A 26,534-nucleotide genomic window follows, 5' to 3' on the forward strand; every position below is an offset into this window, starting at 1 on the left:
GCACAAAAGGGGATGTTTTTCTCACTTTTCAAGGTAGAATGAGCCATTCACAATATCTGGAGAAAACCATGTTAGAGTTGTTGAAAAGTCTGGTATTCGCCGTGATCATGGTACCAGTAGTGATGGCCATCATCCTCGGTGCCATCTACGGCCTGGGTGAAGTGTTCAACGTCTTTTCGAACATTGGTCACAAAGACCAGGCTAAAAAGCAGCATTGATTCCCCACAAAACGCCCGGCGAGTCCGGGCGTTTTGCTCTCAAGATTTCCCCGTTTTCGCCGATATTATTTAAGTTTACCCCTTCAGCGGTACGATTAAACGCTGGGATCTCCATGACGTTACCGTTATATTAAGATGTATATAACGCTACTCACAGGAGTTACAAATGGCACGTTCATGGGTACGCCTTTTCGCAGGGGCAACGCTGACGCTTTCTCTTACCGGACACGCGCTGGCGGACGAGGGTAAAATCACGGTCTTTGCCGCGGCGTCGCTGACCAACGCGCTGCAGGACATCGCGGCGGCGTATAAAAAAGAGAAAAACGTCGAGGTGGTCTCCTCATTTGCCTCTTCCTCTACGCTGGCTCGCCAGATAGAAGCGGGCGCACCGGCGGATCTGTTCATCTCGGCTGACCAGAAGTGGATGGATTACGCGGCGGAGAAGAAATCAATTGATGCGACAACCCGCGAAACGCTGCTGGGGAATAGCCTGGTTGTCGTGGCGCCAAAAGCCAGCGCGCAGGCGGACATCACCATCAACAAAGAGACCCACTGGACGAGCCTGCTGAACGGTGGCCGTCTGGCGGTGGGCGACCCGGAGCACGTTCCGGCCGGGATTTATGCCAAAGAGGCGCTGCAAAAGCTGGGCGCATGGGAGACATTGTCACCGAAGCTGGCCCCGGCGGAAGACGTGCGCGGCGCGCTGGCGTTGGTAGAGCGCAACGAAGCCCCGCTGGGCATTGTGTATGGCTCTGATGCCGTTGCCAGTAAAGGGGTAAAAGTGGTCGCAACGTTCCCGGAAGACTCCCACAAGAAAGTGGAATATCCTGTTGCGATTGTTGATGGACATAAAAATGCGGCCGTGACGGCCTTCCGCGATTATCTGAAGGGGCCGGAAGCGTCCGCAATCTTTAAACGTTACGGATTTACGACTCACTGATGATATTGACCGATCCTGAATGGCAGGCTGTTGTGCTGAGCCTTAAAGTCTCTTCCCTGGCGGTTGCGCTGAGTTTGCCCTTTGGGATCTTCTTTGCCTGGTTACTGGTTCGCTGTCAGTTTCCCGGCAAAACGCTGCTCGACAGCGTGCTTCATCTTCCGCTCGTTTTGCCACCCGTGGTGGTCGGTTACCTGCTGCTGATTTCGATGGGGCGACGCGGTTTTATCGGCGAGAAGCTCTACGACTGGTTTGGGCTGACGTTTGCATTTAGCTGGCGCGGTGCGGTACTGGCGGCCGCAGTGATGTCATTCCCGCTGATGGTCAGAGCGATAGGCCTCGCGCTGGAAGGCGTGGACATGAAGCTCGAACAGGCGGCCCGCACGCTGGGCGCCGGCGCGTCTTTTTCACCATCACGCTTCCGCTAACGCTGCCTGGCATTATTGTCGGGACGGTGCTCGCCTTCGCCCGCTCGCTGGGCGAGTTTGGCGCGACGATCACGTTTGTGTCGAACATTCCCGGCGAGACGCGAACGATTCCGTCGGCCATGTATACCTTGATTCAAACGCCGGGCGGAGAAGGCGCGGCGGCGCGTCTATGCATAATTTCAATTGTGCTGGCGCTGGTGTCGCTAATGGTGTCTGAATGGCTGGCGCGGCTCAGCCGCGAGCGGATGGGGAAATAAGCATGCTGGAACTCCATTTCACCCAGACGCTGGGAAACCATACCCTGACGCTTAACGAGACGCTGCCGGCAAGCGGAATCACCGCCATCTTTGGCGTGTCGGGGGCGGGAAAAACGTCGCTGATTAATGCCATCAGCGGTCTGACCCGCCCGCAGTCAGGACGGATTGTATTGAATAACCGCGTCTTAAATGACGTGGAAAATAAGGTGTATCTTTCGCCTGATAAACGCCGCATCGGCTATGTTTTCCAGGACGCGCGCTTATTCCCGCACTACAACGTGCGCGGCAACCTGCGTTACGGCATGGCGAAAAGCATGGCCGGGCAGTTTGATAAGCTGGTGACGCTTTTAGGGATTGAGCCTCTGCTCGACAGGCTGCCATCCTCGCTCTCCGGCGGAGAAAAACAGCGGGTGGCCATTGGCCGCGCGTTGCTGACCGCACCCGAACTGCTGCTGCTCGACGAGCCGCTGGCCTCGCTCGATATTCCGCGTAAACGCGAACTTCTGCCTTATCTACAGCGCCTGGCGCGCGAAATTAATATTCCGATGCTCTACGTCAGCCATTCGCTGGATGAGATCCTCCATCTGGCCGACAAGGTGCTGGTGCTGGAAGAGGGCAGCGTGAAGGCCTTTGGCAACCTGGAAGAGGTGTGGGGCAGCAGCGTAATGCACCCCTGGTTACCCAGGGAACAGCAGAGCAGCATTCTTAAAGTGAGCGTTCTGGAACACCATCCGCACTACGCGATGACCGCCCTGGCGCTGGGCGACCAGCATCTGTGGGTCAATAAGATCGACAAACCACTACAGTCCGCGCTGCGAATTCGCATCCAGGCGTCGGACGTCTCGCTGGTGCTGCAGCCGCCGCTGCAAACCAGTATCCGAAATATTCTGCGCGCCAAAGTCGCGGAGTGTTTTGATGATAACGGGCAGGTGGAAGTGAAGCTTGAAGTCGGCAGCAGGACGCTCTGGGCGCGCATCAGCCCGTGGGCCAGGGATGAGTTAGGGATCAAACCCGGCCTGTGGCTTTACGCGCAAATTAAGAGCGTCTCGATTACCGCCTGATTACAGCAGGTGGGTATAAATGTACTGCGCGATGCTGTCGGTGGTGTTGTCGCCAATCACCACGTTGGCGCGGGCTTTGACCGCGTCGTCGGCATTGCCCATCGCCACGCCGGTACCGGCGGCTTCCAGCATGCTGATGTCGTTGTAGTTGTCGCCGAAGGCGATCACGTCACGCATCGACCCGCCCTGAGATTCCACATACTGCGTCAGGCGCTTGCCTTTGCTGTTGCCTTTGCGGGCAATGTCCACCTGGTCATGCCAGGACCATTCGCACTCCAGACCCAGCGTCTGCTCCACGTGTTTTGCGAAGGTATTCAGTTTGGTGGTGTCTTCATCGGTCAGGGCAAATTTCCAGATAGCCTCAACGTCCTGGGCGGCCTGACGCAGGGAGGAGACCTGGGTAAAGACCGGACGCTGCGCTTCAGGCAGGGACAACGCCCAGTTGCTGGTGCGCACCACGTGGCCAGTAGGGCGCTCGTACAGCATCGCGTTATCCACATACATCAGGCCGTGAACGGCATGCTCATCCAGCAGATCGATCAGCTGCAGCGCCTGGGGAACCGGCAGCGGGTCGGAGGCTAAAACCTTTTTTGCCTGATAATCATACAAATAAGTGCCATTACAACAAATTGCAGGTGTATCTAACGCCAGTGCCTGATAAAAAGGGTGAATGGCAACGTGATGTCGACCCGTTACGATAAGGAGTTGATATCCCACTTCCTGCGCGCGTTTTAGCGCCTCAAGGGAGGAGGGGAGAAGGGTTTTTTGCGGCGTCAGTAAGGTACCGTCTAAATCCAGAGCAATCACACGCGAGGTCATCTGTTTTCCCGGGTTAATATTGAATTTACGTTTTGATGGGATGGTACACCGAGAGGCGAACGCTTCAAAACTCCTGTCGACAATTCAGCATTCACCGTCAAAAGTTAACTACTTTCATGCGCAGTGAGGAGTGAATATTCATGAAACAAACCGTTTATACCGCCAGTCCTGAAAGCCAGCAGATCCACGTCTGGCGTTTAAATACCGAAGGGACACTCACGCTGGTTCAGGTTGTTGATGTACCAGGCCAGGTGCAACCGATGGTCATCAGCCCGGATAAACGTTTCTTGTACGTGGGTGTGCGCCCGGAGTTCCGCGTGCTGGCCTATCGCATTTCTCCGGACGATGGCGCGCTGACGTACACTGCCGAAGCCCCGTTGCCGGGCAGCCCAACCCATATCTCGACCGATCGTAAAGGCAACTTTGTCTTCAGCGGCTCTTATAACGCGGGCTGCGTCAGCGTAACGCGTCTGGAAGAGGGCATTCCGGTCGAAACCGTGGATGTGGTGGAAGGGCTTGAAGGCTGCCACTCGGCGAATATTTCTCCGGATAACCGCACGCTGTGGGTGCCTGCGCTGAAGCAGGATCGTATCTGCCTGTTCACCCTGAGCGATGATGGTCACCTGGTGGCGCAGAATCCTGCCGAAGTGACTACCGTTGAAGGCGCCGGCCCGCGCCATATGGTCTTCCATCCGAACCAGCAGTACGCCTATGTGGTTAATGAGCTGAACAGCTCGGTGGACGTATGGGAGCTGAAAGATCCTAACGGCCAGATTGAGTGCGTGCAGACGCTGGACATGATGCCGTCCGACTTCTCCGACACCCGCTGGGCAGCGGATATCCACATTACGCCAAATGGCCGCCATCTGTACGCCTGTGACCGTACTTCCAGCCTGATTACCGTGTTTAGCGTCTCTGAAGACGGCAGCGTGCTGGCGATTGAAGGGTTCCAGCCAACGGAAACCCAGCCGCGCGGCTTTAATATCGATCACAGCGGTAAATACCTGATTGCGGCGGGGCAGAAATCCCACCACATCGCGCTGTATGAAATTAAAGGCGAGCAGGGGCTGCTGGAAGAGAAAGGGCGTTATGCCGTCGGCCAGGGGCCAATGTGGGTGGTGGTCAACGCTCACTAAGCGGCTAAAAACAAAAAACCTCGCGAATGCGAGGTTTTTTTATGCCCGGTAAACGCAGCGCCACCGGGCAAAACAGCTTACTGCTTCGGCTCAGCAACCACTTTGCTACCCAGACCGCGGTTGTTGTATTCCCACATGCGGTTGAAGTTAGCGTCGTTCAGGTTGCGCTGCACGTTCCCTTTATCATCCACCGCGCCGGTATTGCCGGAGAATGGACGTTTGGATATCGCGGCATCAGCCCACGGCTTCGCCATGTTGAAGCCTTCGTTGATCACGCTGTCGCGGATCACAACCTGGCCGTTGGTCGCAGAGTCCACGTCCAGGGAGCGTCCCAGCTGCGCCACGCCGTCACCGGCAGCGTTAAAGCGGCTGTTCACGGCCAGGAAGCCGTAGAAGAGGTTAGACTGGGTTGCCGGAGCAAACACGTAACCTTCCTGCTGAGTGCGTGAGTTCACCACGCGGAAATCGGTATTATCAAACACCACCGCGCCGCGACCGGACACCAGATCCACGTCACCTTCAACGTAGCTGTTGGTCACCAGAGTACGGGTCAGGCGGTTATTCTGCAGGGTGTTCTGCACGCCGCTGTTGGTCACGAAGAAGGTGTTCTGACGGCCCAGAATGTTGACGTTGTTAATCTGCACCTTATCGCCATCGCTACGCAGCGCAACGGCCTGGTGGCTGCCTGCATCAACGCTGTCGCCCAGGGTATTCTGAATGGTCAGGTTCTGCAGCTGCAGACCGTTATTCTGAGACCAGAATACCGCCGAGCACATCACGCCAATGGTGGCGGAACGCTTACTCTGACAGTTATCAAACATGTACCACGCCGGTTTACCCGGCATATATTTACCGGCCGGGTTCACCAGGTGACGCCAGGTGTTGCTGTCGATTTCGGAATCAATCGCCAGGCCAATTTTTACGTCGATCGCTTTTTCGCCCAGACCGTAAAGCGTAATGCTGCCTGGTGCCGCCGGAACATACACGGTGCCTTCATATTCACCCGGCAGGATCGCGATGTACTGGCGAGACGCGCTGTGTTTAGTGATGGCAGCATCAACCGCAGCCTGAATAGAAGTATGCGTTACGCCCTGCGCACCGGCCGGGCCAACCACGAAGTCAGGCTGTTTAGGCAGGTTAATAGAAGAAGGTGTCCACGGCGCAGCGTTAGGATCCATCGCCGAGAAGTAGTGCGCACGATCGAAGTTCTTCGCTTCATCAGCGGACAAAATCGGGCGGGAGGCGGTACCGGGCGCAACCTGCTCAGAAGGGCGCTGATCCGGTGGTGTTGAACTGCATGCGGATAAGGTCACGCCAAAGGCGAGTGCTAACGCCAGACGGGAAATCCTGGAAATGTTCAAGGTGAAGCTCCTGGGTATGCAAGTCTTTACGGGATAGACGAAATAGCCTGCTTTTTTATACTAAGTTGAGCGAAACGGGAAGATAAAAAGGGTAAAAGTTGCATTTTTAGCCCTGGGGCGGCAGGTAAGTGATCACAAATAAATAACATTTTCCGTTAAGGCGGTTGACAGTAGACGGTGGATGCAAATAAATGTCTATACAACCTAAGACAAGTGGAATGCCCCATGCAGCAGATTCATCCCGACGATGTTATATGGCGAAATGCGCGACTGGCTACGATGGCGCCGGACGTACCTGCGCCTTATGGACTGAAAGAGCAACACGCCCTGGTCGTGCGCGGCCAGATTATTCTGGCCGTGATCCCTGAATCTGAAATTCCTTCCGGACACCGTCACTGTGTCGATCTTCAGGGACGTCTTGTCACGCCGGGCCTGATCGACTGCCACACCCACCTGGTATTTGGCGGCGACCGCGCGGCGGAGTGGGAGCAGCGTCTGAACGGCGTCTCTTATCAAACCATCAGCGCCCGGGGGGGCGGGATTAACGCTACCGTGACGGCGACGCGCAGCAGCTCAGCCGAAACCCTGCTTAAGCTGGCGCAGCAGCGGCTCCAGCGTCTGATGAATGAAGGTGTCACCACGGTTGAAATCAAATCCGGATACGGGCTCAACGCCGAGGCCGAAGAGAAGATGCTGCAGGTTGCCCGCCAGCTGGGCCTCAATAATCCGATTGATATCAGCCCAACGCTGCTGGCGGCCCATGCGGTTCCGCCGGAATACCGGCAGGATCCGGATGCCTACCTCACGCTGGTCTGTGAGCAGATACTGCCCACGCTGTGGCAAAAAGAGTTATATGAAGCAGTCGACGTGTTTTGCGAAAACGTCGGCTTTACCCCGTCGCAAACCGAGCGCCTTTTCCGGACTGCCGCCGCGCTGGGTATCCCGGTGAAAGGGCATGTCGAACAGCTGTCGAACCAGGGCGGCGCGGCGTTGGTCAGCCAGTATAAGGGCCTTTCCGCCGATCATATTGAATATCTCGACGACGCAGGCGTTCAGGCGATGGCGGAAAGCGGCACGGTTGCCGTCCTGTTGCCGGGGGCGTTCTATTTTCTGCAGGAGCGCCAGCGTCCGCCGGTTGAACAGCTCAGAAAACGCGGTGTTCCGATGGCCGTCGCCACCGACTATAACCCCGGCACCAGCCCGTTTGCGAGCCTGCACCTGGCGATGAATATGGCCTGCGTCCAGTTTGGCCTGACCCCGGAAGAAGCCTGGGCAGGCGTCACGCGCCATGCCGCGCAGGCGCTGGGCCGCGGTGAAACCCACGGACAGCTGCGGGCGGGGTTTGTCGCCGATTTTATCGTCTGGGATGCACACCATCCGGTTGAGATGGTCTACGAGCCGGGACGCAATCCGCTGTATCAACGTATTTTCCGTGGGGAGGCAGTATGAGGTTATGGCGGCCCGTAGCCGAAACCGTCTGGCAGGGGCGCGATGACAGCGCCGAGGCCAGCAGCGCAAAGCGCATTTTTCAGACGATAAAGCAGCAGGGCCAGTTCATGCCGCTTTCATCCGGCATCGCGCTGATAGGTTTTGAATGTGATGAAGGGGTAAAACGCAATCAGGGCAGGCCAGGCGCCGTGCAGGCACCGGATATGCTGCGAAAAGCGCTGGCAAATATGGCAAGCCATCAGGGGCATGACCGGCTGGCGGATATGGGCTCGGTGTACGTTGAAGGCCACGAGCTGGAAGCGGCACAGCAGGCGTTGAGCGATGCCGTCACGGCCTGTCAGCAGTCCGGGATGCGCACGCTGGTCTTTGGCGGCGGGCACGAAACCGCCTGGGCGCACGGTCGCGGAGTGCTGGACGCCTTCCCGAACGAGCGGGTTGTCATTATCAACCTTGATGCCCATCTCGATCTGCGCAAGGCCGACCATGCGACGTCCGGCACCCCGTTTCGCCAGCTGGCGCGCTACTGCGATGAGCGCGGGCGGGAATTTCATTACGCCTGCCTTGGCGTGAGCCGGGCGGCGAACACGCAGGCTTTGTGGGATGAGGCCGAACGCCTGAACGTCACGCTGGTGGAAGATCTGCATTTCAGGCGCGATGCGCTATCCGTCCTGGAAAGGGTGCTGGCGCAGGCCGATCGTATCTATCTGACAATCGACCTGGACGTCCTGCCCGCCAGCGAAATGCCTGCCGTGTCCGCACCGGCTGCGTTAGGCATACCGGCGCTGGATCTTCTCCCGGTTATCGAACAAATCTGCCGTAGCGGTAAGCTACAGGCCGCCGATCTGGTAGAGTTTAACCCGCAGTACGATCGGGACGGGCAGGGCGCAAAGCTTGCCGCCCGCCTGGCCTGGCAAATTGCTCACTGGTGGGCATAACACTATTCAAGGAGTCACGATGTTTTCACGCTCACCTCTGCCGCAGTCGAGCCCTCCCGCGCCTTTCTATGAAAAGGTGAAGCAGGCAATTAGCGAAAAAATCGCCGCCGGCGTCTGGCGCCCGCACGACCGCATACCTTCGGAGGCCGAGCTGGTGGCGCAGTTTGGTTTTAGCCGGATGACCGTCAACCGGGCGCTGCGCGAGCTGACCGACGAAGGGCTTCTGGTGCGTCTGCAGGGCGTGGGGACGTTTGTGGCGGAACCGAAAGGACAGTCGGCCCTGTTTGAAATCCGCAGCATTGCGGACGAGATAGCCGCGCGTAATCATCAGCACCGCTGTGAGGTGCTGGTGCTCGAAGAGACCCAGGCCAGCGCCGAGCAGGCGGTAGAGCTTAACGTCAAGGAGGGAAGCCGAATCTTCCACTCCGTGATGGTGCATTTCGAAAACGACATTCCGGTGCAGATTGAAGATCGCTGCGTTAACGCTGAGCGGATACCGGACTATCTGAGCCAGGATTACACCCAGACTACGCCGCATGCCTATCTCTCGCTCGTCGCACCGCTGACGGAAGGGGAGCACATTGTAGAGGCCGTGCGCGCCACGCCGCAGGAGTGCGAAAGGCTACGCATTAAAGAGCACGATCCGTGCCTGTTGATCCGCCGTCGAACCTGGTCCTCGTCGCACATTGTGTCGCATGCCCGGCTGCTTTTCCCGGGGAATCGCTACCGGCTGCAGGGCCACTTCATGTCATAAGTTTTATAAGCGTGATCGCTAACGCAATATAACAAAATTGTATCTTTTTTGTTAAATCCGGCCTTGTGTGTGCTTGTCTATACAAGTATATCTAAATGCATCATCTGTCCCCTATGAGGAGCACACAATGTCGTCAGGTAAATACCGCCAGCAGGACGTCCGCGCCGCGCGCGGCACCACGCTTACCGCCAAAAGCTGGCTCACCGAAGCCCCGCTGCGCATGTTGATGAACAACCTCGACCCTGAGGTGGCGGAAAACCCCCACGAGCTGGTGGTCTACGGCGGCATTGGCCGCGCCGCGCGCAACTGGGAATGCTATGACGCAATTGTAAAATCCCTGACCGAACTCGAACACGACGAAACCCTGCTGGTGCAGTCCGGCAAGCCGGTTGGCGTATTTAAAACGCACAAAAACGCCCCGCGCGTGCTGATCGCCAACTCTAACCTCGTGCCGCACTGGGCCACCTGGGAACACTTCAACGAACTGGACGCGAAAGGGCTGGCGATGTACGGCCAGATGACAGCGGGCAGTTGGATCTACATCGGCAGCCAGGGGATCGTGCAGGGCACCTACGAAACCTTCGTGGAAGCCGGCCGCCAGCACTATAACGGCTCGCTCAAATGCCGCTGGGTATTGACCGCGGGTCTTGGCGGCATGGGCGGCGCGCAGCCGCTGGCCGCCACGCTTGCCGGCGCGTGCTCGCTGAACATTGAGTGCCAGCAGAGCCGCATTGATTTCCGTCTGCGCACCCGCTACGTCGATGAGCAGGCAACCGATCTGGACGATGCGCTGGCGCGCATCAAAAAATACACCTCCGAAGGCAAAGCCGTGTCGATTGCCCTGTGCGGCAACGCGGCGGACATTCTCCCGCAGCTCGTCGCCCGCGGCGTGCGTCCGGATCTGGTCACCGACCAGACCAGCGCCCATGACCCGCTGCATGGTTACCTGCCAAAAGGCTGGACGTGGGAAGAATATCAGCAAAAAGCGGAAACCGACCCGGAAGGCACGGTGCTTGCGGCGAAACGCTCCATGGCTGAGCACGTCTCCGCCATGCTGGCCTTCAGCCAGATGGGCATTCCGACCTTTGACTACGGCAACAACATTCGCCAGATGGCGAAAGAGATGGGCGTGAATAACGCCTTTGACTTCCCGGGATTCGTTCCTGCCTATATCCGCCCGCTGTTCTGCCGCGGCATCGGTCCGTTCCGCTGGGTTGCCCTCTCCGGCGACCCGGAGGACATCTACAAAACCGACGCCAAAGTGAAGGAGATCGTCGCCGATGACGAGCATCTTCACCACTGGCTGGACATGGCCCGCGAGCGCATTAATTTCCAGGGCCTGCCGGCGCGTATCTGCTGGGTTGGGCTGGAGTGGCGTCAAAAACTCGGCCTCGCCTTCAACGAAATGGTGCGCAGCGGTGAAGTCTCCGCGCCGATCGTCATCGGCCGCGATCATCTGGACTCCGGCTCCGTCGCCAGCCCGAACCGCGAAACCGAAGCCATGCGCGACGGCTCGGATGCGGTCTCCGACTGGCCGCTGCTGAACGCTCTGTTGAATACCGCCAGCGGCGCGACCTGGGTGTCGCTGCACCACGGCGGCGGCGTGGGGATGGGCTTCTCCCAGCATTCCGGGATGGTCATCGTCTGCGACGGAACCGATGAAGCCGCCGCGCGTATCGCTCGCGTGCTGCACAACGACCCGGCCACCGGCGTGATGCGTCACGCGGATGCGGGTTACGAAATTGCCATTGACTGTGCCAAAGAGCAGGGCCTTAACCTGCCGATGATCCCTGCCACACAAGGAAAGCATTGATGAACGCATTAACACTCACTCCCGGATCGCTGACGCTCAAGCAGCTGCGTAACGTCTGGCGCAAGCCGGTCACCCTGTCGCTGGATGCAAGCGCTCACGCCGCCATTAACGACAGCGTCGCCTGCGTCGAAGCCATCGTTGCCGAAGGGCGCACCGCCTACGGGATTAACACCGGCTTTGGCCTGCTGGCGCAGACCCGCATCGCCACACACGATCTGGAAAACCTGCAGCGTTCGCTGGTGCTGTCACATGCGGCGGGCGTGGGTCAGCCGCTGGAGGATGAGATTGTCCGTCTGATGATGGTTCTCAAAATCAACAGCCTGGCCCGCGGCTTCTCCGGCATTCGCCTGAGCGTGATTCAGGCGCTGATGGCGCTGGTCAATGCGGAAGTCTATCCGTGGATCCCGGCGAAAGGTTCCGTCGGCGCATCCGGCGATCTTGCGCCGCTGGCGCACATGTCGCTGCTGCTGCTGGGCGAAGGCAAAGCGCGCTGGCAGGGCGAGTGGCTTCCTGCGAAAGAGGCGCTGAAAAAAGCCGGGTTAAACCCGATCACCCTGGCGGCGAAAGAGGGGCTGGCGCTGCTGAACGGTACGCAGGCATCGACGGCCTTCGCGCTGCGCGGCCTGTTTGAAGCGGAAGATCTGTTTGCCTCGGCGGTGGTGTGCGGTGCCCTGACCACCGAAGCCGTGCTGGGCTCGCGTCGCCCGTTCGATGCCCGCATCCACGAGGTGCGCGGTCAGCGCGGGCAGATTGATGCCGCCGCGATGTACCGTCACGTGCTTACCGACACCAGCGAGATTGCCGATTCACACCACAACTGCGAGAAGGTGCAGGATCCGTATTCCCTGCGCTGCCAGCCGCAGGTGATGGGCGCGTGCCTGACGCAGCTGCGCCAGGCGGCAGAAGTGCTGCTGGTCGAAGCCAACGCGGTGTCCGACAACCCGCTGGTGTTCGCCCAGGAAAACGAGGTGGTCTCAGGCGGTAACTTCCACGCCGAGCCGGTGGCAATGGCTGCGGATAATATCGCCCTGGCGATTGCCGAAGTCGGCGCGTTGTCCGAGCGCCGCATCGCGCTGATGATGGATAAACATATGTCCCAGCTGCCGCCATTCCTGGTGCGTAACGGCGGGGTCAACTCGGGCTTTATGATTGCCCAGGTGACCGCGGCGGCGCTGGCGAGCGAGAACAAAGCCCTGTCGCACCCGCACAGCGTGGACAGCCTGCCAACGTCAGCGAACCAGGAAGATCACGTTTCGATGGCACCGGCTGCCGGGCGTCGTCTCTGGGAAATGGCCTCCAATACCCGCGGCGTGCTGGCGGTGGAATGGCTGGCGGCAAGTCAGGGTATCGATCTGCGTGAAGGACTAAAATCGAGCCCGCTGCTGGAGCAGGCGCGTCATGCGCTGCGCGAGCACGTATCGCACTACGATGATGACCGCTTCTTTGCGCCGGATATTGATAAGGCGATGCAGCTTCTGGAAGAGGGGCGGCTGGTGGGGTTGTTGCCGCCGGTGCTGTGATTTTTTTGCCCTAACCCTCTCCCTGTGGGAGAGGGCATTAGCCCGCACTATTATGAATACATCGCCGTAATCGACGCGCTCCCCAGCGTATGGAAATGCACGTTAAACCCTACCATCGCGCCGCTCGCGCCTTCATCGACCTCAATCTTCTCCACATCCAGCGCGTGCACCGTGAAGATATAGCGGTGGGTTTCCCCTTTTGGTGGCGCCGCGCCGCCGTAGCCCGCTTTACCAAAATCGGTGCGCGTCTGAATGGCGCCTTCAGGCAGAGCAACCAGATCTGAACCGGAGCCCTGCGGCAGGACGCGCGTGTCGGCAGGCAGGTTCGCCACAATCCAGTGCCACCAGCCGGAGCCGGTAGGCGCATCCGGGTCGTAGCAGGTCACGACAAAGCTTTTGGTTCCGGCCGGAACCTCGTCCCACGCCAGGTGCGGGGAGATATTGTCTCCCTGATACCCCATGCCGTTGAATACGTGGCGTTCCGGCAGTTTTTCACCGTCGCGCAGATCTTTACTGATGATTTTCATACGGTTTACCCTCGTTGATCGCTCGTTCAGCAAGTGTAATGCATAGGGTTACATCGTGAAATGCGCGGGAATGTTAACGGCTGTTACAACCGCGTCGGTTAATTTACGCAGCTGCTCCTGCGTAATGCTGTACGGCGGCATCAGGTAGATAAGCTTGCCGAAAGGCCGCACCCAGACGCCCTGCTCAACGAAGAAGCGCTGCAGGGCCGCCATATTCACCGGATGGGTGGTTTCAATCACGCCGATGGCACCCAGCACGCGCACGTCTGCCACGAAATTCGCGCCCGAGGCGGCGCTCAGCTCGTCTTTCAGCTGCGCTTCAATCTCCGCAACCTGCGTCTGCCACTCGCCGCTTTCCAGAATGGCGAGGCTTTCGCTTGCGACGGCGCAGGCCAGCGGGTTACCCATAAACGTCGGGCCGTGCATAAAGCAGCCCGCCTCGCCGTCGCTGATGGTGTCGGCCACCTGGCGGGTCGTGAGCGTGGCGGAGAGCGTCATGGTGCCGCCGGTCAGCGCTTTACCCAGACACAGAATATCCGGCGCAATGCCCGCATGCTCGCAGGCAAACAGCTTGCCGGTGCGGCCAAAGCCGGTGGCGATCTCATCGGCAATCAGCAGAATGCCCTCGCGGTCGCACATCTTGCGAATACGCCTCAGCCATTCCGGATGGTACATCCGCATTCCGCCAGCGCCCTGCACAATCGGCTCCAGGATCACGGCGGCGATTTCATGGCGATGTGCCGCCATCAGCCGGGCGAAACCGACCATGTCCATCTCGTTCCACTCGCCGTCGAAGCGGCTCTGCGGGGCAGGGGCGAACAGGTTTTCCGGCAGATAGCCCTTCCACAGGCTGTGCATGGAGTTGTCCGGATCGCACACCGACATCGCCCCGAAGGTATCCCCGTGATAGCCGTTGCGGAAGGTGAGGAACCGCTGGCGCGTTTCGCCCTTCGCGTGCCAGTACTGCAGCGCCATTTTCATCGCCACTTCAACCGCCACGGAGCCGGAATCCGCCAGGAACACACACTCCAGCGAGTCAGGCGTCATCGCCACCAGACGGCGGCATAAATCCACCGCGGGCCGATGGGTGATTCCGCCAAACATCACGTGCGACATCTGGTCAATCTGGGCCTTCATCGCCGCATTCAGGCGCGGGTGGTTGTACCCGTGAATGGCCGCCCACCACGAAGACATCCCATCAACCAGCCGTTCGCCGCTGGCGAGGTGCAGCTCGCAGCCGTGGGCGGAGGCCACCGGATAGACGGGAAGAGGGCGGGTGGTGGAGGTGTAAGGGTGCCAGATATGCTGCTTGTCGAAGGCGAGATCGTCCTGGGTCATAATCGACTTGTAAACCATTTTGAAAAGTTTTAGGTTTACGAGTATAAACCGAACCGAAAATTAACAAAACCCTTTGGAGAAGCCCCATGGCTCACCACGCACGCTGGACGATGTCGCAAGTCACTGAATTATTCAACAAACCTTTCCTTGAGCTGATGTTCGAAGCCCAACAGGTGCATCGTCAGCACTTCGATCCGCGCCACGTTCAGGTCAGCACGCTGCTGTCGATCAAAACCGGTGCCTGTCCTGAAGACTGCAAATATTGCCCGCAGAGCGCGCGCTACAAAACCGGCCTGGAATCCGAACGGCTTATGGAGGTGGAGCAGGTGCTCGACTCCGCCCGCAAGGCGAAAAACGCCGGTTCAACCCGCTTCTGCATGGGCGCGGCGTGGAAGAACCCGCACGATCGCGACATGCCGTATCTGGAGCAGATGGTGAAGGGCGTGAAGGAGATGGGCCTCGAAGCCTGTATGACGCTCGGCACGCTCAACGACGAGCAGGCGCAGCGCCTCTCCGCCGCGGGGCTGGACTACTACAACCACAACCTCGACACCTCGCCGGAGTTTTACGGCAACATCATCACCACGCGGACCTATCAGGAGCGTCTGGACACGCTGGATAAAGTGCGCGACGCGGGGATCAAGGTCTGCTCCGGCGGTATCGTGGGTTTAGGCGAAACGGTGAAAGACCGCGCGGGCCTGCTGCTGCAGCTGGCGAACCTGCCGACTCCGCCGGAAAGCGTACCGATCAACATGCTGGTGAAGGTTAAAGGGACGCCGCTGGCGGATAACGAGGACGTGGATGCGTTTGATTTTATTCGCACCATTGCGGTGGCGCGCATCATGATGCCGACCTCTTTCGTGCGCCTCTCTGCCGGTCGCGAGCAGATGAACGAGCAGACCCAGGCGATGTGCTTTATGGCCGGAGCCAACTCCATCTTCTACGGCTGCAAGCTGCTGACCACGCCGAACCCGGAAGAGGACAAAGACGTTCAGCTGTTCCGCAAGCTGGGGCTTAACCCGCATCAGACCGAAGTGCTGACGGGCGATAACGAGCAACAGCAGCAGCTGGAGCAGCAGATTTTCAACGCCGACACCGATCAGTTCTACAACGCGGCAGCCGTATGACCTGGCAGGCACGCATTAATACCGCGCTGGACGAACGCCGGGCGGCAGAGGCGTTTCGCGTTCGCAGGGTGGTGGAAAACGGCGCGGGCCGTTTTCTTACCCGTGAAGGCCAGCGGTTCTGCAATTTCTCCAGCAACGACTATCTCGGGCTGAGCCAGCATCCGGCCATTATCCGCGCCTGGCAGCAGGGGGCGGAGCGGTTTGGCGTGGGCAGCGGCGGCTCGGGACACGTCAGCGGATACACCACCGCGCATCAGGCGCTGGAAGAGGCGCTTGCCGACTGGCTCGGCTACCCGCGCGCGCTGCTGTTCATCTCCGGCTTTGCCGCCAACCAGGCGGTCATTACCGCGCTGATGGGAAAAGAGGACCGGATTGTCGCCGATCGCCTGAGCCACGCCTCGCTGCTGGAGGCGGCAAATTTAAGCCCGGCTCAGCTGCGCCGCTTTGCCCATAACGATGCGGGGCAGCTCGCCGCACTGCTGGATAAACCCTGCGACGGACAGCAGCTGGCGGTCACCGAAGGGGTGTTCAGCATGGACGGCGACAGCGCGCCGCTTGCCGCGCTGCACGAGGCCGCAAAACGGCAAAACGCCTGGCTGCTGGTCGACGATGCCCACGGCATTGGCGTAATGGGCGACGAAGGTCGCGGCAGCGCGCATCAGCAAAACGTAAAGCCGGAGCTGCTGATCGTCACCTTCGGTAAGGGCTTTGGCGTCAGCGGTGCCGCCGTGCTGTGCAGCGAGTCCGTCGCCGACTATCTGCTGCAGTTTGCCCGACATTTGATTTACAGCACCAGCATGCCCCCCGCGCAGGCCGTGGCGCTGTCTGCGTCGCTGGCGGTAATACGCAGCGCGGAAGGGGACGAACGTCGCCAGCGGCTGGCAGAACATATTGCCCGCTTCCGTCAGGGATTAGCGGCGCTGCCCTTCCACAGCCCCGATTCGCAGAGCGCCATCCAGCCGGTGATTGTCGGCGAAAACGGCCGCGCGCTGGCGCTGGCACAGGCGCTGCGCGAGCGCGGCATGTGGGTGACCGCCATCCGCCCGCCAACGGTCCCGCCGGGTACCGCGCGGCTGCGCTTAACCCTGACGGCGGCACATGAACGACAGGATATTGAGACGTTGCTGGAGGCGCTCCATGACGCCGGTGAATAAGCAGGCCGTTGCGGCGGCATTTGGTCGGGCCGCGCAGAGCTATTCGCAGCACGATGAGCTGCAGCGTCTGAGCGCGCAGGGGCTTCTGGCCGCCCTTGGCGACAACCGTTTTCCGCAGGTGCTGGACGCGGGCTGTGGTCCCGGCAGCAACAGCCGCTACTGGCGCGGGGCGGGAAGCCAGGTTACGGCTATTGACCTTTCAGAGCAGATGCTCGACGAGGCGCGTCAGCGGCAGGCAGCGGATCGCTATCTGCTGGCGGATATCGAGGCGATCCCGCTGGCGGATGCGCAGTTCGATCTGGTCTGGAGCCATCTGGCGGTTCAGTGGTGCAGCAGTCTGGCGCAGGCCCTGCGCGAGCTTTATCGCGTTGCGCGACCGGGCGGGAAGGTAGCCTTTACCACCCTGCTGGAAAGTTCGCTGCCGGAGCTGAATCAGGCGTGGAAAGCGGTGGATGAGCAGCCGCACGCTAACCGTTTTTTATCGCATGAGCAGGTGACGCAGGCGCTGGCAGGCTGGCGCTACCGCAGCGTGGTGCAGACCATCACGCTTAATTTTAGCGATGCGTTCAGCGCCATGCGTTCGCTGAAGGGCATCGGCGCCACGCACCTGCATACCGGACGCGAGAAAAAACCGCTCACCCGCGGTCAGCTGCAGCGCCTTGAGCTGGCTTGGCCGCAGCAGCCGGGTCACTTCCCGCTCTCTTATCAACTTTTTCATGGGATTATCGAACGTGAGTGAACGTTATTTTGTCACCGGAACGGATACGGAAGTGGGCAAAACGGTGGCCAGCTCGGCGCTGCTGCAGGCGGCGCGAAAGCTTGGGAAAAACACCGCCGGGTATAAGCCTGTAGCTTCCGGCAGTGAGATGACGGCGGAAGGATTACGCAATACCGACGCGCTGGCGCTTCAGCGTAACAGCACGCGTGAGCTTGCCTATTCCGCGGTGAATCCGTACACCTTTGCCGAGCCGACCTCGCCGCACATCATCAGCGCTGACGAAGGTCGTCCGATTGATTTCACCGTGCTGTCAGCGGGGTTACGGACGCTGGAAAGCCAGGCCGACTGGGTGCTGGTGGAAGGCGCAGGCGGCTGGTTTACGCCGCTTTCGGACGTGCAGACGTTTGCTGACTGGGTGCAGGCCGAGCAGCTTCCGGTCATTCTGGTCGTCGGCGTCAGGCTGGGATGCATCAATCACGCCATGTTGACCGCGCAGGCCGTACAGCAGGCCGGGCTGACGCTGGCGGGCTGGATAGCCAACGACGTGGTTGCGCCGGGGAAACGACACCAGGAGTATCTGGCGACGCTCAGGCGCGTACTTCCCGCCCCGTGCCTCGGGGAAATTCCCTGGCTTGCTGACGGCGCGGAAAATGCCGACACCGGGCGTTATCTCGATCTCAGCGTCTTGCTTCCCGCGACATCCAGTGCGCGATAAGCTCGTCATCCAGCTCGTTAACGTGGCCCTGCGCCACGTTACGCCCGCGATAGAGCATGCAGAAACGGTCCGCCACCCGGCGGATAAACGACAGCTGCTGCTCCGCTAATAGCACCGTCATACCTAACTCCCGGTTTAAGCGCACCAGCAGCTGCCCCAGCTTCTGGGCGAAGCTGTGTCCTGCGCCGTGCAGGGGCTCATCGAGGATCAGCAGGTGCGGACGGTTAACCAGCGCATTAGCCAGCGCCAGCTGATACTGATCGTCCGGAGAGAGCGTATTGGCGCGGGCCTGTCGCAATGCGTAGAGCGCCGGAAACAGGTCGTAAACGTCACTTTTCGCCTCCGGGTTGGGTTTCCCCATCGCCCGCATGGCGATATGCAGATTCTCCTCAATCGTTAACTGGGAGAAGATCCGCCTGTCCTGCGGGACATAGCCTATCCCCGGTCCTGAGCGCTGTTCTGGCGGCAGGTTAAGCAAGTCGCGCGGCGGTGCGCCCGCCTCATGCCAGATGATGCTGCCGCTTTCAACGGGCACTCTCCCGGCGATGCAATTCATGAGGGTGGTTTTCCCCATCCCCGGCAGGCCAACGACGCCTGTACACATCCCTTGCGGAAAATCCAAATTCACGTTCCATAGCGTATGTTGGCTTCCGTAAAACTGATTCACAGCACGCAGACTCAACATCTTTCTCTCCTTAAAAATGTGTGTAGGTGAGGCTCGGGTTTGAATCTGCAAAACCCCTGCCAGAAACCGAAAAGTGTTCAAAAAAATGGCTTTTTTAGGAATAAATCACCGGAAAGTGGTTTATTAAAAACCGGATTGCACATCGACGGTGCTGGCGGTGGTGAGTTGTGGTGCAGAACTCAAAATGATGAAAATGTGAGCAAGATCTCGTCGATTGGTTATGAATGACGCAATTGTTAATCAGCAAAAAATAGCTATAAAAATTTTTTCCCGCCGTCTCGTGGGAAAATCCGGGAATTTGCCGAGCGCCAGTCTGCATGGGCTGGAAGCAGTTATCCACTATTCCTGTGGATAACCATGTGCATTAGAGTTAGAAAACACGCGATAAGCGAGAGAAGACGCGGCTTACGCCCAAATTGACGCGAAACGCGGCTTTAGAAAATATCGTTTATTATTTAATTGCTTAGATAAAAGCAATTCCCGTCATGAAAGTGTCACCCGTTGCCACAAAACTATCATTACCTGGCTTGACAAATGTTAAAAAAGAAAAAGTTCTGGGGATAACCTGACCTGACTGGTGTTTTATATTGTCACAGTCTAAATTTTGGCCGTTATACCACTCATCATTCAGGCGCTATGCTAAATATCCTGACATGCCACTGGTTTTTCATCCAGTGTTTTTTACTGGCATTCCTGGCAACAACGAGTAAAATTACTCACCTGCCGCTTATAACGTCATCAGGTCGTCGCCCATGAGTAAACCGTTCAAATTGAATTCTGCTTTCCGTCCATCTGGCGATCAGCCTGAGGCGATCCGTCGTCTGGAAGAGGGGCTGGAAGACGGGCTGGCGCACCAGACGCTGCTGGGGGTAACCGGCTCGGGTAAAACGTTCACCATCGCCAACGTGATTGCGGATCTCCAGCGCCCAACGATGGTGCTGGCACCCAACAAAACCCTGGCCGCACAGCTTTACGGCGAGATGAAAGAGTTCTTCCCGGAAAATGCGGTGGAGTATTTCGTTTCCTACTACGACTACTACCAGCCTGAAGCCTACGTGCCGAGTTCTGACACCTTCATCGAGAAGGATGCCTCGGTGAACGAACATATCGAGCAGATGCGTCTGTCGGCCACGAAGGCGCTTCTGGAGCGTCGCGATGTGGTCGTCGTCGCGTCGGTTTCCGCAATCTACGGTCTGGGCGATCCGGATCTCTATCTCAAGATGATGCTGCACCTGACGCAGGGGATGATTATTGACCAGCGGGCGATTTTGCGTCGTCTGGCGGAGCTGCAGTACACCCGCAACGATCAGGCGTTCCAGCGCGGCACCTTCCGCGTGCGCGGAGAAGTGATCGACATCTTCCCGGCGGAATCGGACGATATGGCGCTGCGCGTCGAGCTGTTTGACGAAGAGGTTGAACGCCTGTCGCTCTTCGACCCGCTGACCGGACACGTTGAGTCGGTGATCCAGCGCTTCACCATCTACCCGAAAACGCACTACGTGACGCCTCGGGAGCGAATCGTGCAGGCGATGGAAGAGATCAAAGTGGAGCTGGCCGAGCGCCGTAAGGTGCTGCTGGCCAACAATAAGCTGCTGGAAGAGCAGCGCCTCAGCCAGCGTACCCAGTTCGACCTTGAGATGATGAACGAGTTGGGCTACTGCTCCGGCATTGAAAACTACTCGCGCTTCCTCTCCGGGCGCGGGCCGGGCGAGCCGCCGCCGACGCTGTTTGATTACCTGCCGGCAGACGGTTTGCTGGTGATCGACGAATCCCACGTCACGATCCCGCAGATCGGCGGGATGTACCGCGGTGACCGGGCGCGTAAAGAGACGCTGGTGGAGTACGGCTTCCGCCTGCCGTCAGCGCTGGATAACCGTCCGATGAAGTTTGAAGAATTTGAGGCATTGGCGCCGCAAACCATCTACGTCTCGGCCACGCCGGGCAACTACGAGCTGGAGAAATCCGGTGAAGACGTTGTCGATCAGGTTGTACGTCCGACCGGATTGCTGGACCCGATTATCGAGGTGCGTCCGGTGGCGACGCAGGTGGACGACCTGCTCTCAGAGATCCGCGCCCGTTCCGCCATCAACGAGCGCGTGCTGGTGACCACGCTCACCAAGCGTATGGCGGAAGACCTCACCGAGTATCTCGAAGAGCACGGCGAGAAGGTGCGCTATCTGCACTCGGATATCGACACCGTGGAGCGCATGGAGATTATCCGCGACCTGCGTCTGGGCGAGTTTGACGTGCTGGTGGGGATCAACCTGTTGCGAGAAGGTCTGGACATGCCGGAAGTCTCGCTGGTGGCGATTCTGGATGCGGACAAAGAGGGCTTCCTGCGTTCTGAACGCTCCCTGATCCAGACCATCGGTCGCGCCGCGCGTAACGTCAACGGTAAAGCGATTCTGTACGGTGACAAAATTACCCCGTCGATGGCGAAAGCGATTGGCGAAACGGAGCGCCGCCGCGAGAAACAGCAGCGCTACAACGAAGAGCACGGCATTACCCCGCAGGGGCTGAACAAGAAGGTCGTGGATATTCTGGCGCTGGGTCAGAACATTGCCAAAACCAAAGCGAAAGGTCGCGGCAAGGCGCGTTCAGTGGTGGAAGAGGATACCGTCGTGCTGACGCCGAAAGCGCTGCAGCAGAAAATCCACGAGCTGGAAGGGCAGATGATGCAGCACGCGCAGAACCTGGAGTTCGAAGAGGCGGCGCAGATCCGCGACCAGCTTCATCAGCTGCGGGATCTTTTCATCGCGGCATCGTGAGTAAAGCGTTGTTTTCTCCCTCTCCCTGTGGGAGAGGGCATCAGGCCGCACAAAACGAACCTAACCCAGCGCCTGAATCGCCTTCTCCAGCGCCTCGCGCAGCAGGTGACGGTCATGGCGATATTTAATATCACTCGCTTCCAGTGGCTCCTGCACCACCACGCGGTCGCCAATACCCGACACATCCACCTTCGGCCCGACCACGACGCCGTCGATTATTTTTTTACCGACGTACTGCTCCATTAATTCAAGTTTGTCTGCCAGCGACAGGCTCGCTGCCGCCGGGCTCAGCTCACGTCCCAGGTTACCGATGTAAACCATCGGGGCAGGGGTGCGGCGCAGCGCCTGCGCCAGTTCTTTCACCAGCAGAATCGGCATCAGGCTGGTGTAAAAACTGCCCGGACCGATCAGGATAAGATCCGCTTCCCCAATGGCCTCCACCGCTTCTCGCGTGGCGGGCACGCTCGGATAGGTCATTAACTCCGCTGGCGGCATGAGGAGCTGATCAATATTCACCTCGCCGTAAACTTCATGCCCTTCGGCATCGATTGCCATCAGGTCAACCGGTTGTTCAGACATGGGGATCAGGAATGCGTCCACTTTGAGCAGGTTACGGATTAAGTTAATGGCTTCCAGAGGCCGTACGCTCAGGTGATCCAGCGCCTTTAACATCAGGTTTCCGAGGTTATGCCCGGAAAGTTCGCCATTGCCGCCAAAACGGTACTCAAACATCGCCGACGCGACGCTTGGCTCGGTAATTAACTGGTTCAGACAGTTGCGCATGTCTCCCCAGGCAATACCGCCTTCGGCACGACGGATGCGCCCGGTTGAGCCGCCGTTGTCGGTGGTGGTCACTATCCCTGTCAGCCTTGAGCCGAGTGACGATAAAGAGGACATAACCCGGCCTAAGCCGTGTCCTCCGCCAAGAGCGACCACTCGGTCAAGATCCGCAAAAGTGCGATTGCGCATACGTATTCCTTATCACGTTCGATCGCGTAACAGTAACCTAACTACCCCTAAAAGACGATGCCTCACCCGATGCAAAATGACGTATATCAATGTGAAAATGCGGTTTTTAGGTATTCTGTAGCGAAAATGCAGGATCGATTCGCTATATAGATAATTATATAGCGTGAAGCGATAATGGCGTCGTCAGAATTTCCGCGCTACTATCGCCCTAACCACGTTTTCAAAATTGAAAACATACACTCTAGCCCTTGTGCCTGTGTCGAAAGATATGGCGCTCTGGCCGTGGCGAATTTGCCACCAGGGTACAGAAAGAAATGACTGTGCCTCCCGATCTGGAAAGGTGTACATGGCTTCACAACTTACTGATGCTTTCGCGCGTAAGTTTTATTACTTACGTCTGTCGATTACCGATGTGTGCAACTTCCGTTGCACCTACTGCCTGCCCGATGGCTACAAACCGGGCAGCGTCACCAATAACGGCTTTCTCTCCGTGGATGAAGTGCGCCGCGTCACGCGCGCCTTCTCTGAGCTCGGCACCGAAAAAGTGCGTCTGACCGGCGGCGAACCCTCGCTGCGCCGCGATTTCCCCGACATCATTGCCGCCGTGCGTGAAAACGAACGTATCCGCCAGATTGCGGTGACCACCAACGGTTACCGCATGGCGCGTGACGTGGCGAACTGGCGCGATGCGGGGCTGACGGCGATCAACGTCAGCGTCGATAGCCTGGACGCCCGTCAGTTCCACGCCATTACCGGCCAGGATAAATTTCAGCAGGTCATGGACGGCATCGACGCGGCGTTCACGGCGGGCTTCGAAAAAGTCAAAGTCAACACGGTACTGATGCGTGATGTGAACCATCATCAGCTCGATACCTTCCTGGCGTGGATCCAGTCCCGCCCCATTCAGCTGCGTTTTATCGAGCTGATGGAAACCGGTGAGGGCAGCGAACTGTTCCGTCGCCATCACATCTCCGGCATGGTGCTGCGCGACGAGCTGCTGAAACGCGGCTGGATCCACCAAATCCGCCAGCGCAGCGACGGCCCGGCGCAGGTCTTCTGTCACCCGGATTATGAGGGTGAGATTGGGCTTATCATGCCCTATGAGAAAGACTTCTGCGCCAGCTGCAACCGCCTGCGCGTCTCCTCCGTTGGCAAGCTCCATCTTTGCCTGTTCGGCGACGGCGGCGTGGATCTTCGCGATCTGCTGGAAGACGATGCGCAGCAGGACGCGCTTGAAGCGCGCATTTCTGACGCGCTGACGCATAAAAAACAGACCCACTTCCTGCATCAGGGCAATACCGGCATTACTCAGAACCTGTCCTACATCGGCGGGTAATCAGGCTTAAGAAGGAATCAGAAGATGAGTCAGGTAAGCGCAGAATTTATCCCGACACGCATTGCTATCCTTACCGTTTCCGACCGCCGTGGCGAAGAGGATGATACCTCTGGCCACTGGCTGCGCGAGGCGGCCCATGACGCGGGGCATCACATCGTCGATAAAGCGATCGTGAAGGAGAACCGCTACGCCATTCGCGCTCAGGTTTCGCAGTGGATTGCCAGCGATGAGGTGCAGGTGGTGCTGATTACCGGCGGCACCGGCTTTACCACAGGCGATCAGGCCCCCGAAGCGCTGATCCCGCTGTTCGACCGCGAGGTAGAAGGCTTCGGCGAAGTGTTCCGCATGCTCTCCTTTGAAGAGATTGGTACTTCCACGCTGCAGTCGCGCGCCGTTGCCGGGGTGGCTAACAAAACCCTGATTTTCGCTATGCCGGGCTCGACCAAAGCCTGCCGCACCGCGTGGGAAAACATCATTGCCCCGCAGCTGGACGCCCGTACCCGTCCGTGTAATTTCCATCCCCATTTAAAGAAATAAGCTATGTCACAACTGACCCACATCAACGCCGCCGGCGAAGCGCATATGGTGGACGTCTCCGCCAAAGCGGAAACGGTGCGCGAGGCGCGCGCGGAAGCGTTCGTCACCATGCTGCCGGAGACGCTGGCGATGATTATCGACGGCAGCCACCACAAGGGCGACGTCTTTGCCACCGCCCGCATCGCCGGTATTCAGGCCGCCAAGCGGACCTGGGAACTCATTCCGCTGTGTCATCCACTGATGCTGAGCAAGGTGGAAGTGAACCTGCAGGCGCAGCCGGAGCATAATCGCGTGCGAATTGAGTCACTCTGCCGCTTAACCGGCAAAACCGGCGTGGAGATGGAGGCGCTGACGGCGGCCTCAGTCGCCGCGCTGACCATCTACGACATGTGCAAAGCGGTGCAGAAAGATATGGTGATTGGCCCGGTTCGCCTGCTGGCAAAAAGCGGCGGCAAATCCGGTGATTTTAAGGTGGACAGCCATGATTAGGGTGCTCTTTTTTGCCCAGGTGCGCGAGCTGGTGAATACCGACAGCCTGACGCTGGACGCGTCCTTCGAAAACGTCGCCGCACTGCGCGCGCATCTCGCGGCACAAAGCGAGCGCTGGGCGCTGGCGCTCGACGAAGGCAAGCTGTTGGCCGCCGTTAACCAGACGCTGGTGGAATTCAATCACCCGCTGGCTGAAGGGGATGAGGTGGCCTTCTTCCCGCCGGTTACGGGGGGCTAAGATGGCTGAAACCCGAATTCTGGTGAGTCCCGAGCGTTTTAACGTAGGGACCGAATACAGCTGGCTGGCGGAGCGTGATGAAGACGGCGCGGTCGTGACCTTCACCGGCAAGGTGCGCAACCACAACCTCGGTGACAGCGTGAAGGCACTGACGCTGGAGCACTATCCGGGGATGACCGAGAAATCGCTGACGGAGATTGTTGACGAGGCACGAAGCCGCTGGCCGCTTGGCCGCGTCACTGTGATTCACCGCATCGGCGAGATGTGGCCTGGCGAGGAGATTGTCTTCGTCGGGGTGACCAGCGCGCACCGCAGCAGCGCGTTTGCGGCAGGGGAGTTCATTATGGATTACCTCAAAACCAAAGCGCCGTTCTGGAAGCGCGAGGCCACGCCGGAAGGTGACCGCTGGGTAGAATCTCGCGACAGCGATAAACAAGCCGCCAGCCGTTGGTAGTCGGTTTACGTGGATGTGTTAATCTTAACGTGTGTGTTTACTTAAACTTAATCAGGAGTGAATCATGGACCGATTTCCGCGTTCCGATTCAATAGTACAGCAGACCCGTAGCGGCCTGCAGACGTATATGGCTCAGGTGTACGGCTGGATGACGGTTGGCCTGCTGCTTACCGCATTTATCGCGTGGTATGCGGCGAACACGCCTGAACTGATGATGTTTATCTTCTCGAGCAAAATCACCTTCTTTGGGCTGATTATTGCGCAGCTGGCGCTGGTGTTTGTGCTGTCCGGTCTGGTGCAAAAGCTGAGTGCCGGAATGGCGACCACGCTGTTTATGCTCTATTCGGCGCTAACCGGGCTGACGCTTTCCAGCATTTTCATCGTTTACACCTACTCCTCCATCGCCAGCACCTTCGTGGTGACCGGCGGGATGTTCGGTGCGATGAGTCTCTACGGTTATACCACCAAACGCGATCTGAGCGGCTTCGGCAGCATGCTGTTTATGGGGCTGATTGGGATTGTGCTGGCGTCGCTGGTGAACCTGTGGCTGAAGAGCGAAGCGCTGATGTGGGCCGTGACCTACATCGGGGTGGTGATCTTTGTTGGGTTGACGGCGTATGACACCCAGAAGCTGAAAAACATCGGCGAGCAGATCGACGTACGCGACAGTTCAAACCTGCGCAAATACGCGATCCTGGGCGCGCTGACGCTGTATCTGGACTTCATCAACCTGTTCCTGATGCTGCTGCGTATTTTCGGCAACCGTCGCTAAGGTTGTTTTGCCGGGTGGC

27 protein-coding genes, 1 pseudogene and 1 riboswitch are annotated in these 26,534 nt (G+C 58.7%); of the genes and pseudogenes, 22 read left to right on the forward strand and 6 right to left on the reverse strand.

All coding sequences use genetic code 11. The features are described 5' to 3' along the window. Positions 1-68: 68 nt before the first annotated feature. The 4 genes and pseudogenes from LA04_RS04610 to modC all read left to right on the forward strand — a co-directional run bounded on the left by LA04_RS04610 (position 69) and on the right by modC (position 2,901). Entirely contained in the window at positions 69-218 is a 150-nt protein-coding gene (locus LA04_RS04610) for an AcrZ family multidrug efflux pump-associated protein (protein ID WP_023310811.1), read from the forward strand. 166 nt (positions 219-384) lie between these two features. Beyond that, entirely contained in the window at positions 385-1,158 is a 774-nt protein-coding gene (gene modA / locus LA04_RS04615; protein ID WP_047650615.1) for a molybdate ABC transporter substrate-binding protein, read from the forward strand. Beyond that, positions 1,158-1,840: pseudogene (modB, locus tag LA04_RS04620) on the forward strand (molybdate ABC transporter permease subunit). Before modA ends, modB begins: the two are co-directional and overlap by 1 nt. A gap of 2 nt (positions 1,841-1,842) precedes the next feature. Continuing rightward, positions 1,843-2,901 carry a molybdenum ABC transporter ATP-binding protein ModC gene (modC, locus tag LA04_RS04625; RefSeq protein ID WP_047650616.1) on the forward strand — a complete coding sequence of 353 codons (1,059 nt, stop codon included), beginning with the start codon at positions 1,843-1,845 and terminating at the stop codon, positions 2,899-2,901. On the opposite strand, the gene LA04_RS04630 is transcribed toward modC, so the two are convergent. After that, positions 2,902-3,720 (reverse strand): pyridoxal phosphatase, encoded by an 819-nt coding sequence (locus LA04_RS04630; RefSeq protein ID WP_047650617.1) that lies wholly within the window; start codon positions 3,718-3,720, stop codon positions 2,902-2,904. A 140-nt stretch (positions 3,721-3,860) separates the two neighbouring features. On the opposite strand from LA04_RS04630, the gene pgl reads away from it, so the two are divergent. Next, a complete protein-coding gene (gene pgl / locus LA04_RS04635) occupies positions 3,861-4,856 on the forward strand; it encodes a 6-phosphogluconolactonase (RefSeq protein WP_023310837.1) in 996 nt (331 codons plus the stop codon). Positions 4,857-4,933: 77 nt separating this feature from the next. Here the strand turns inward: pgl and LA04_RS04640 are convergent, their stop codons facing one another. Beyond that, positions 4,934-6,217: a putative acyl-CoA thioester hydrolase gene (locus LA04_RS04640; RefSeq protein WP_033144970.1), complete on the reverse strand. Its 1,284-nt coding sequence runs from the start codon at positions 6,215-6,217 to the stop codon at positions 4,934-4,936. A 225-nt stretch (positions 6,218-6,442) separates the two neighbouring features. Between LA04_RS04640 and hutI the strand changes: the two genes are divergently transcribed. From hutI to hutH, 5 genes are all read left to right on the forward strand, one after another. Next, the gene (hutI, locus tag LA04_RS04645) at positions 6,443-7,666 is read left to right on the forward strand and encodes an imidazolonepropionase (RefSeq protein ID WP_047650618.1); all 1,224 of its coding nucleotides are present in this window, start codon (positions 6,443-6,445) and stop codon (positions 7,664-7,666) included. Then, entirely contained in the window at positions 7,663-8,601 is a 939-nt protein-coding gene (gene hutG / locus LA04_RS04650) for a formimidoylglutamase (protein WP_047650619.1), read from the forward strand. Before hutI ends, hutG begins: the two co-directional genes overlap by 4 nt. Before the next feature lie 19 nt (positions 8,602-8,620). Further along, entirely contained in the window at positions 8,621-9,355 is a 735-nt protein-coding gene (locus LA04_RS04655; RefSeq protein WP_047650620.1) for a histidine utilization repressor, read from the forward strand. A 127-nt stretch (positions 9,356-9,482) separates the two neighbouring features. Then, on the forward strand, positions 9,483-11,168 hold the full coding sequence (gene hutU, locus LA04_RS04660) for a urocanate hydratase (RefSeq protein ID WP_047650621.1): 1,686 nt from the start codon (positions 9,483-9,485) through the stop codon (positions 11,166-11,168). Then, the gene (gene hutH / locus LA04_RS04665) at positions 11,168-12,688 is read left to right on the forward strand and encodes a histidine ammonia-lyase (RefSeq protein ID WP_047650622.1); all 1,521 of its coding nucleotides are present in this window, start codon (positions 11,168-11,170) and stop codon (positions 12,686-12,688) included. The genes hutU and hutH overlap by 1 nt, the downstream gene beginning before the upstream one ends. A 50-nt stretch (positions 12,689-12,738) precedes the next feature. Here the strand turns inward: hutH and LA04_RS04670 are convergent, their stop codons facing one another. Next, complete coding sequence (locus tag LA04_RS04670) at positions 12,739-13,215, reverse strand: kinase inhibitor (protein ID WP_024908770.1); 477 nt, start codon at positions 13,213-13,215, stop codon at positions 12,739-12,741. Positions 13,216-13,263: 48 nt separating this feature from the next. Beyond that, on the reverse strand, positions 13,264-14,553 hold the full coding sequence (gene bioA / locus LA04_RS04675; RefSeq protein WP_047650623.1) for an adenosylmethionine--8-amino-7-oxononanoate transaminase: 1,290 nt from the start codon (positions 14,551-14,553) through the stop codon (positions 13,264-13,266). A gap of 86 nt (positions 14,554-14,639) precedes the next feature. Between bioA and bioB the strand changes: the two genes are divergently transcribed. Genes bioB through bioD form a run of 4 tightly spaced genes read left to right on the forward strand, consistent with a single transcriptional unit; the run spans position 14,640 to position 18,267 of the window. Further along, positions 14,640-15,680: a biotin synthase BioB gene (bioB, locus tag LA04_RS04680; RefSeq protein ID WP_047650624.1), complete on the forward strand. Its 1,041-nt coding sequence runs from the start codon at positions 14,640-14,642 to the stop codon at positions 15,678-15,680. After that, positions 15,677-16,834 carry an 8-amino-7-oxononanoate synthase gene (bioF, locus tag LA04_RS04685; protein ID WP_047650625.1) on the forward strand — a complete coding sequence of 386 codons (1,158 nt, stop codon included), beginning with the start codon at positions 15,677-15,679 and terminating at the stop codon, positions 16,832-16,834. Before bioB ends, bioF begins: the two co-directional genes overlap by 4 nt. Beyond that, the gene (gene bioC, locus LA04_RS04690) at positions 16,818-17,573 is read left to right on the forward strand and encodes a malonyl-ACP O-methyltransferase BioC (protein WP_047650626.1); all 756 of its coding nucleotides are present in this window, start codon (positions 16,818-16,820) and stop codon (positions 17,571-17,573) included. The genes bioF and bioC overlap by 17 nt, the downstream gene beginning before the upstream one ends. Then, entirely contained in the window at positions 17,566-18,267 is a 702-nt protein-coding gene (gene bioD / locus LA04_RS04695; protein WP_200882514.1) for a dethiobiotin synthase, read from the forward strand. The genes bioC and bioD overlap by 8 nt, the downstream gene beginning before the upstream one ends. On the opposite strand, the gene LA04_RS04700 is transcribed toward bioD, so the two are convergent. Next, positions 18,230-18,952 (reverse strand): ABC transporter ATP-binding protein, encoded by a 723-nt coding sequence (locus LA04_RS04700; protein WP_047061409.1) that lies wholly within the window; start codon positions 18,950-18,952, stop codon positions 18,230-18,232. The two genes, bioD and LA04_RS04700, sit on opposite strands and share 38 nt — an antisense overlap. 39 nt (positions 18,953-18,991) lie before the next feature. On the opposite strand from LA04_RS04700, the gene LA04_RS24300 reads away from it, so the two are divergent. Both LA04_RS24300 and uvrB read left to right on the forward strand, forming a co-directional pair. Further along, positions 18,992-19,180: a hypothetical protein gene (locus tag LA04_RS24300; RefSeq protein WP_152594346.1), complete on the forward strand. Its 189-nt coding sequence runs from the start codon at positions 18,992-18,994 to the stop codon at positions 19,178-19,180. A gap of 524 nt (positions 19,181-19,704) precedes the next feature. Further along, a complete protein-coding gene (gene uvrB, locus LA04_RS04705) occupies positions 19,705-21,720 on the forward strand; it encodes an excinuclease ABC subunit UvrB (RefSeq protein ID WP_047650628.1) in 2,016 nt (671 codons plus the stop codon). Between the two features lie 60 nt (positions 21,721-21,780). On the opposite strand, the gene yvcK is transcribed toward uvrB, so the two are convergent. Continuing rightward, positions 21,781-22,689, reverse strand: a complete 909-nt coding sequence (yvcK, locus tag LA04_RS04710) for a uridine diphosphate-N-acetylglucosamine-binding protein YvcK (RefSeq protein WP_047650629.1) — start codon at positions 22,687-22,689, stop codon at positions 21,781-21,783. A 225-nt stretch (positions 22,690-22,914) separates the two neighbouring features. Next, a riboswitch (molybdenum cofactor riboswitch) is annotated at positions 22,915-23,048 on the forward strand. Here yvcK and moaA point away from each other — a divergent pair. The 6 genes from moaA (at position 23,036) to LA04_RS04740 (ending at position 26,515) form a co-directional block, all read left to right on the forward strand. Then, complete coding sequence (gene moaA, locus LA04_RS04715) at positions 23,036-24,025, forward strand: GTP 3',8-cyclase MoaA (protein ID WP_047650630.1); 990 nt, start codon at positions 23,036-23,038, stop codon at positions 24,023-24,025. (Overlaps the previous riboswitch by 13 nt.) Positions 24,026-24,049: 24 nt before the next feature. After that, entirely contained in the window at positions 24,050-24,562 is a 513-nt protein-coding gene (gene moaB / locus LA04_RS04720) for a molybdenum cofactor biosynthesis protein B (RefSeq protein WP_047648328.1), read from the forward strand. Positions 24,563-24,565: 3 nt separating this feature from the next. Further along, positions 24,566-25,051 carry a cyclic pyranopterin monophosphate synthase MoaC gene (gene moaC, locus LA04_RS04725; RefSeq protein ID WP_047650631.1) on the forward strand — a complete coding sequence of 162 codons (486 nt, stop codon included), beginning with the start codon at positions 24,566-24,568 and terminating at the stop codon, positions 25,049-25,051. Further along, entirely contained in the window at positions 25,044-25,289 is a 246-nt protein-coding gene (gene moaD, locus LA04_RS04730; protein WP_047650632.1) for a molybdopterin synthase sulfur carrier subunit, read from the forward strand. The genes moaC and moaD overlap by 8 nt, the downstream gene beginning before the upstream one ends. 1 nt (position 25,290) lies before the next feature. Further along, positions 25,291-25,743 carry a molybdopterin synthase catalytic subunit MoaE gene (gene moaE, locus LA04_RS04735; RefSeq protein WP_047650633.1) on the forward strand — a complete coding sequence of 151 codons (453 nt, stop codon included), beginning with the start codon at positions 25,291-25,293 and terminating at the stop codon, positions 25,741-25,743. A gap of 64 nt (positions 25,744-25,807) precedes the next feature. Next, positions 25,808-26,515, forward strand: coding sequence for a Bax inhibitor-1/YccA family protein (locus LA04_RS04740; RefSeq protein WP_024908758.1), 708 nt, complete (start codon positions 25,808-25,810; stop codon positions 26,513-26,515). The last annotated feature ends 19 nt before the right edge of the window (positions 26,516-26,534 follow it).

This window comes from Enterobacter sp. UCD-UG_FMILLET, from assembly GCF_000762975.1.
GTDB lineage: Bacteria > Pseudomonadota > Gammaproteobacteria > Enterobacterales > Enterobacteriaceae > Enterobacter > Enterobacter dykesii.

What these genes read in the sequence shown, in the direction of transcription:
- LA04_RS04610 (WP_023310811.1), top strand. Translation starts at nt 69, where the DNA reads ATGTTAGAGTTGTTGAAAAGTCTGGTATTCGCCGTGATCATGGTACCA.
- modA (WP_047650615.1), top strand. Translation starts at nt 385, where the DNA reads ATGGCACGTTCATGGGTACGCCTTTTCGCAGGGGCAACGCTGACGCTT.
- modC (WP_047650616.1), top strand. Translation starts at nt 1,843, where the DNA reads ATGCTGGAACTCCATTTCACCCAGACGCTGGGAAACCATACCCTGACG.
- LA04_RS04630 (WP_047650617.1), bottom strand. Translation starts at nt 3,720, where the DNA reads ATGACCTCGCGTGTGATTGCTCTGGATTTAGACGGTACCTTACTGACG.
- pgl (WP_023310837.1), top strand. Translation starts at nt 3,861, where the DNA reads ATGAAACAAACCGTTTATACCGCCAGTCCTGAAAGCCAGCAGATCCAC.
- hutI (WP_047650618.1), top strand. Translation starts at nt 6,443, where the DNA reads ATGCAGCAGATTCATCCCGACGATGTTATATGGCGAAATGCGCGACTG.
- hutG (WP_047650619.1), top strand. Translation starts at nt 7,663, where the DNA reads ATGAGGTTATGGCGGCCCGTAGCCGAAACCGTCTGGCAGGGGCGCGAT.
- LA04_RS04655 (WP_047650620.1), top strand. Translation starts at nt 8,621, where the DNA reads ATGTTTTCACGCTCACCTCTGCCGCAGTCGAGCCCTCCCGCGCCTTTC.
- hutU (WP_047650621.1), top strand. Translation starts at nt 9,483, where the DNA reads ATGTCGTCAGGTAAATACCGCCAGCAGGACGTCCGCGCCGCGCGCGGC.
- hutH (WP_047650622.1), top strand. Translation starts at nt 11,168, where the DNA reads ATGAACGCATTAACACTCACTCCCGGATCGCTGACGCTCAAGCAGCTG.
- LA04_RS04670 (WP_024908770.1), bottom strand. Translation starts at nt 13,215, where the DNA reads ATGAAAATCATCAGTAAAGATCTGCGCGACGGTGAAAAACTGCCGGAA.
- bioA (WP_047650623.1), bottom strand. Translation starts at nt 14,553, where the DNA reads ATGACCCAGGACGATCTCGCCTTCGACAAGCAGCATATCTGGCACCCT.
- bioB (WP_047650624.1), top strand. Translation starts at nt 14,640, where the DNA reads ATGGCTCACCACGCACGCTGGACGATGTCGCAAGTCACTGAATTATTC.
- bioF (WP_047650625.1), top strand. Translation starts at nt 15,677, where the DNA reads ATGACCTGGCAGGCACGCATTAATACCGCGCTGGACGAACGCCGGGCG.
- bioC (WP_047650626.1), top strand. Translation starts at nt 16,818, where the DNA reads ATGACGCCGGTGAATAAGCAGGCCGTTGCGGCGGCATTTGGTCGGGCC.
- LA04_RS04700 (WP_047061409.1), bottom strand. Translation starts at nt 18,952, where the DNA reads ATGTTGAGTCTGCGTGCTGTGAATCAGTTTTACGGAAGCCAACATACG.
- uvrB (WP_047650628.1), top strand. Translation starts at nt 19,705, where the DNA reads ATGAGTAAACCGTTCAAATTGAATTCTGCTTTCCGTCCATCTGGCGAT.
- yvcK (WP_047650629.1), bottom strand. Translation starts at nt 22,689, where the DNA reads ATGCGCAATCGCACTTTTGCGGATCTTGACCGAGTGGTCGCTCTTGGC.
- moaA (WP_047650630.1), top strand. Translation starts at nt 23,036, where the DNA reads ATGGCTTCACAACTTACTGATGCTTTCGCGCGTAAGTTTTATTACTTA.
- moaB (WP_047648328.1), top strand. Translation starts at nt 24,050, where the DNA reads ATGAGTCAGGTAAGCGCAGAATTTATCCCGACACGCATTGCTATCCTT.
- moaC (WP_047650631.1), top strand. Translation starts at nt 24,566, where the DNA reads ATGTCACAACTGACCCACATCAACGCCGCCGGCGAAGCGCATATGGTG.
- moaD (WP_047650632.1), top strand. Translation starts at nt 25,044, where the DNA reads ATGATTAGGGTGCTCTTTTTTGCCCAGGTGCGCGAGCTGGTGAATACC.
- moaE (WP_047650633.1), top strand. Translation starts at nt 25,291, where the DNA reads ATGGCTGAAACCCGAATTCTGGTGAGTCCCGAGCGTTTTAACGTAGGG.
- LA04_RS04740 (WP_024908758.1), top strand. Translation starts at nt 25,808, where the DNA reads ATGGACCGATTTCCGCGTTCCGATTCAATAGTACAGCAGACCCGTAGC.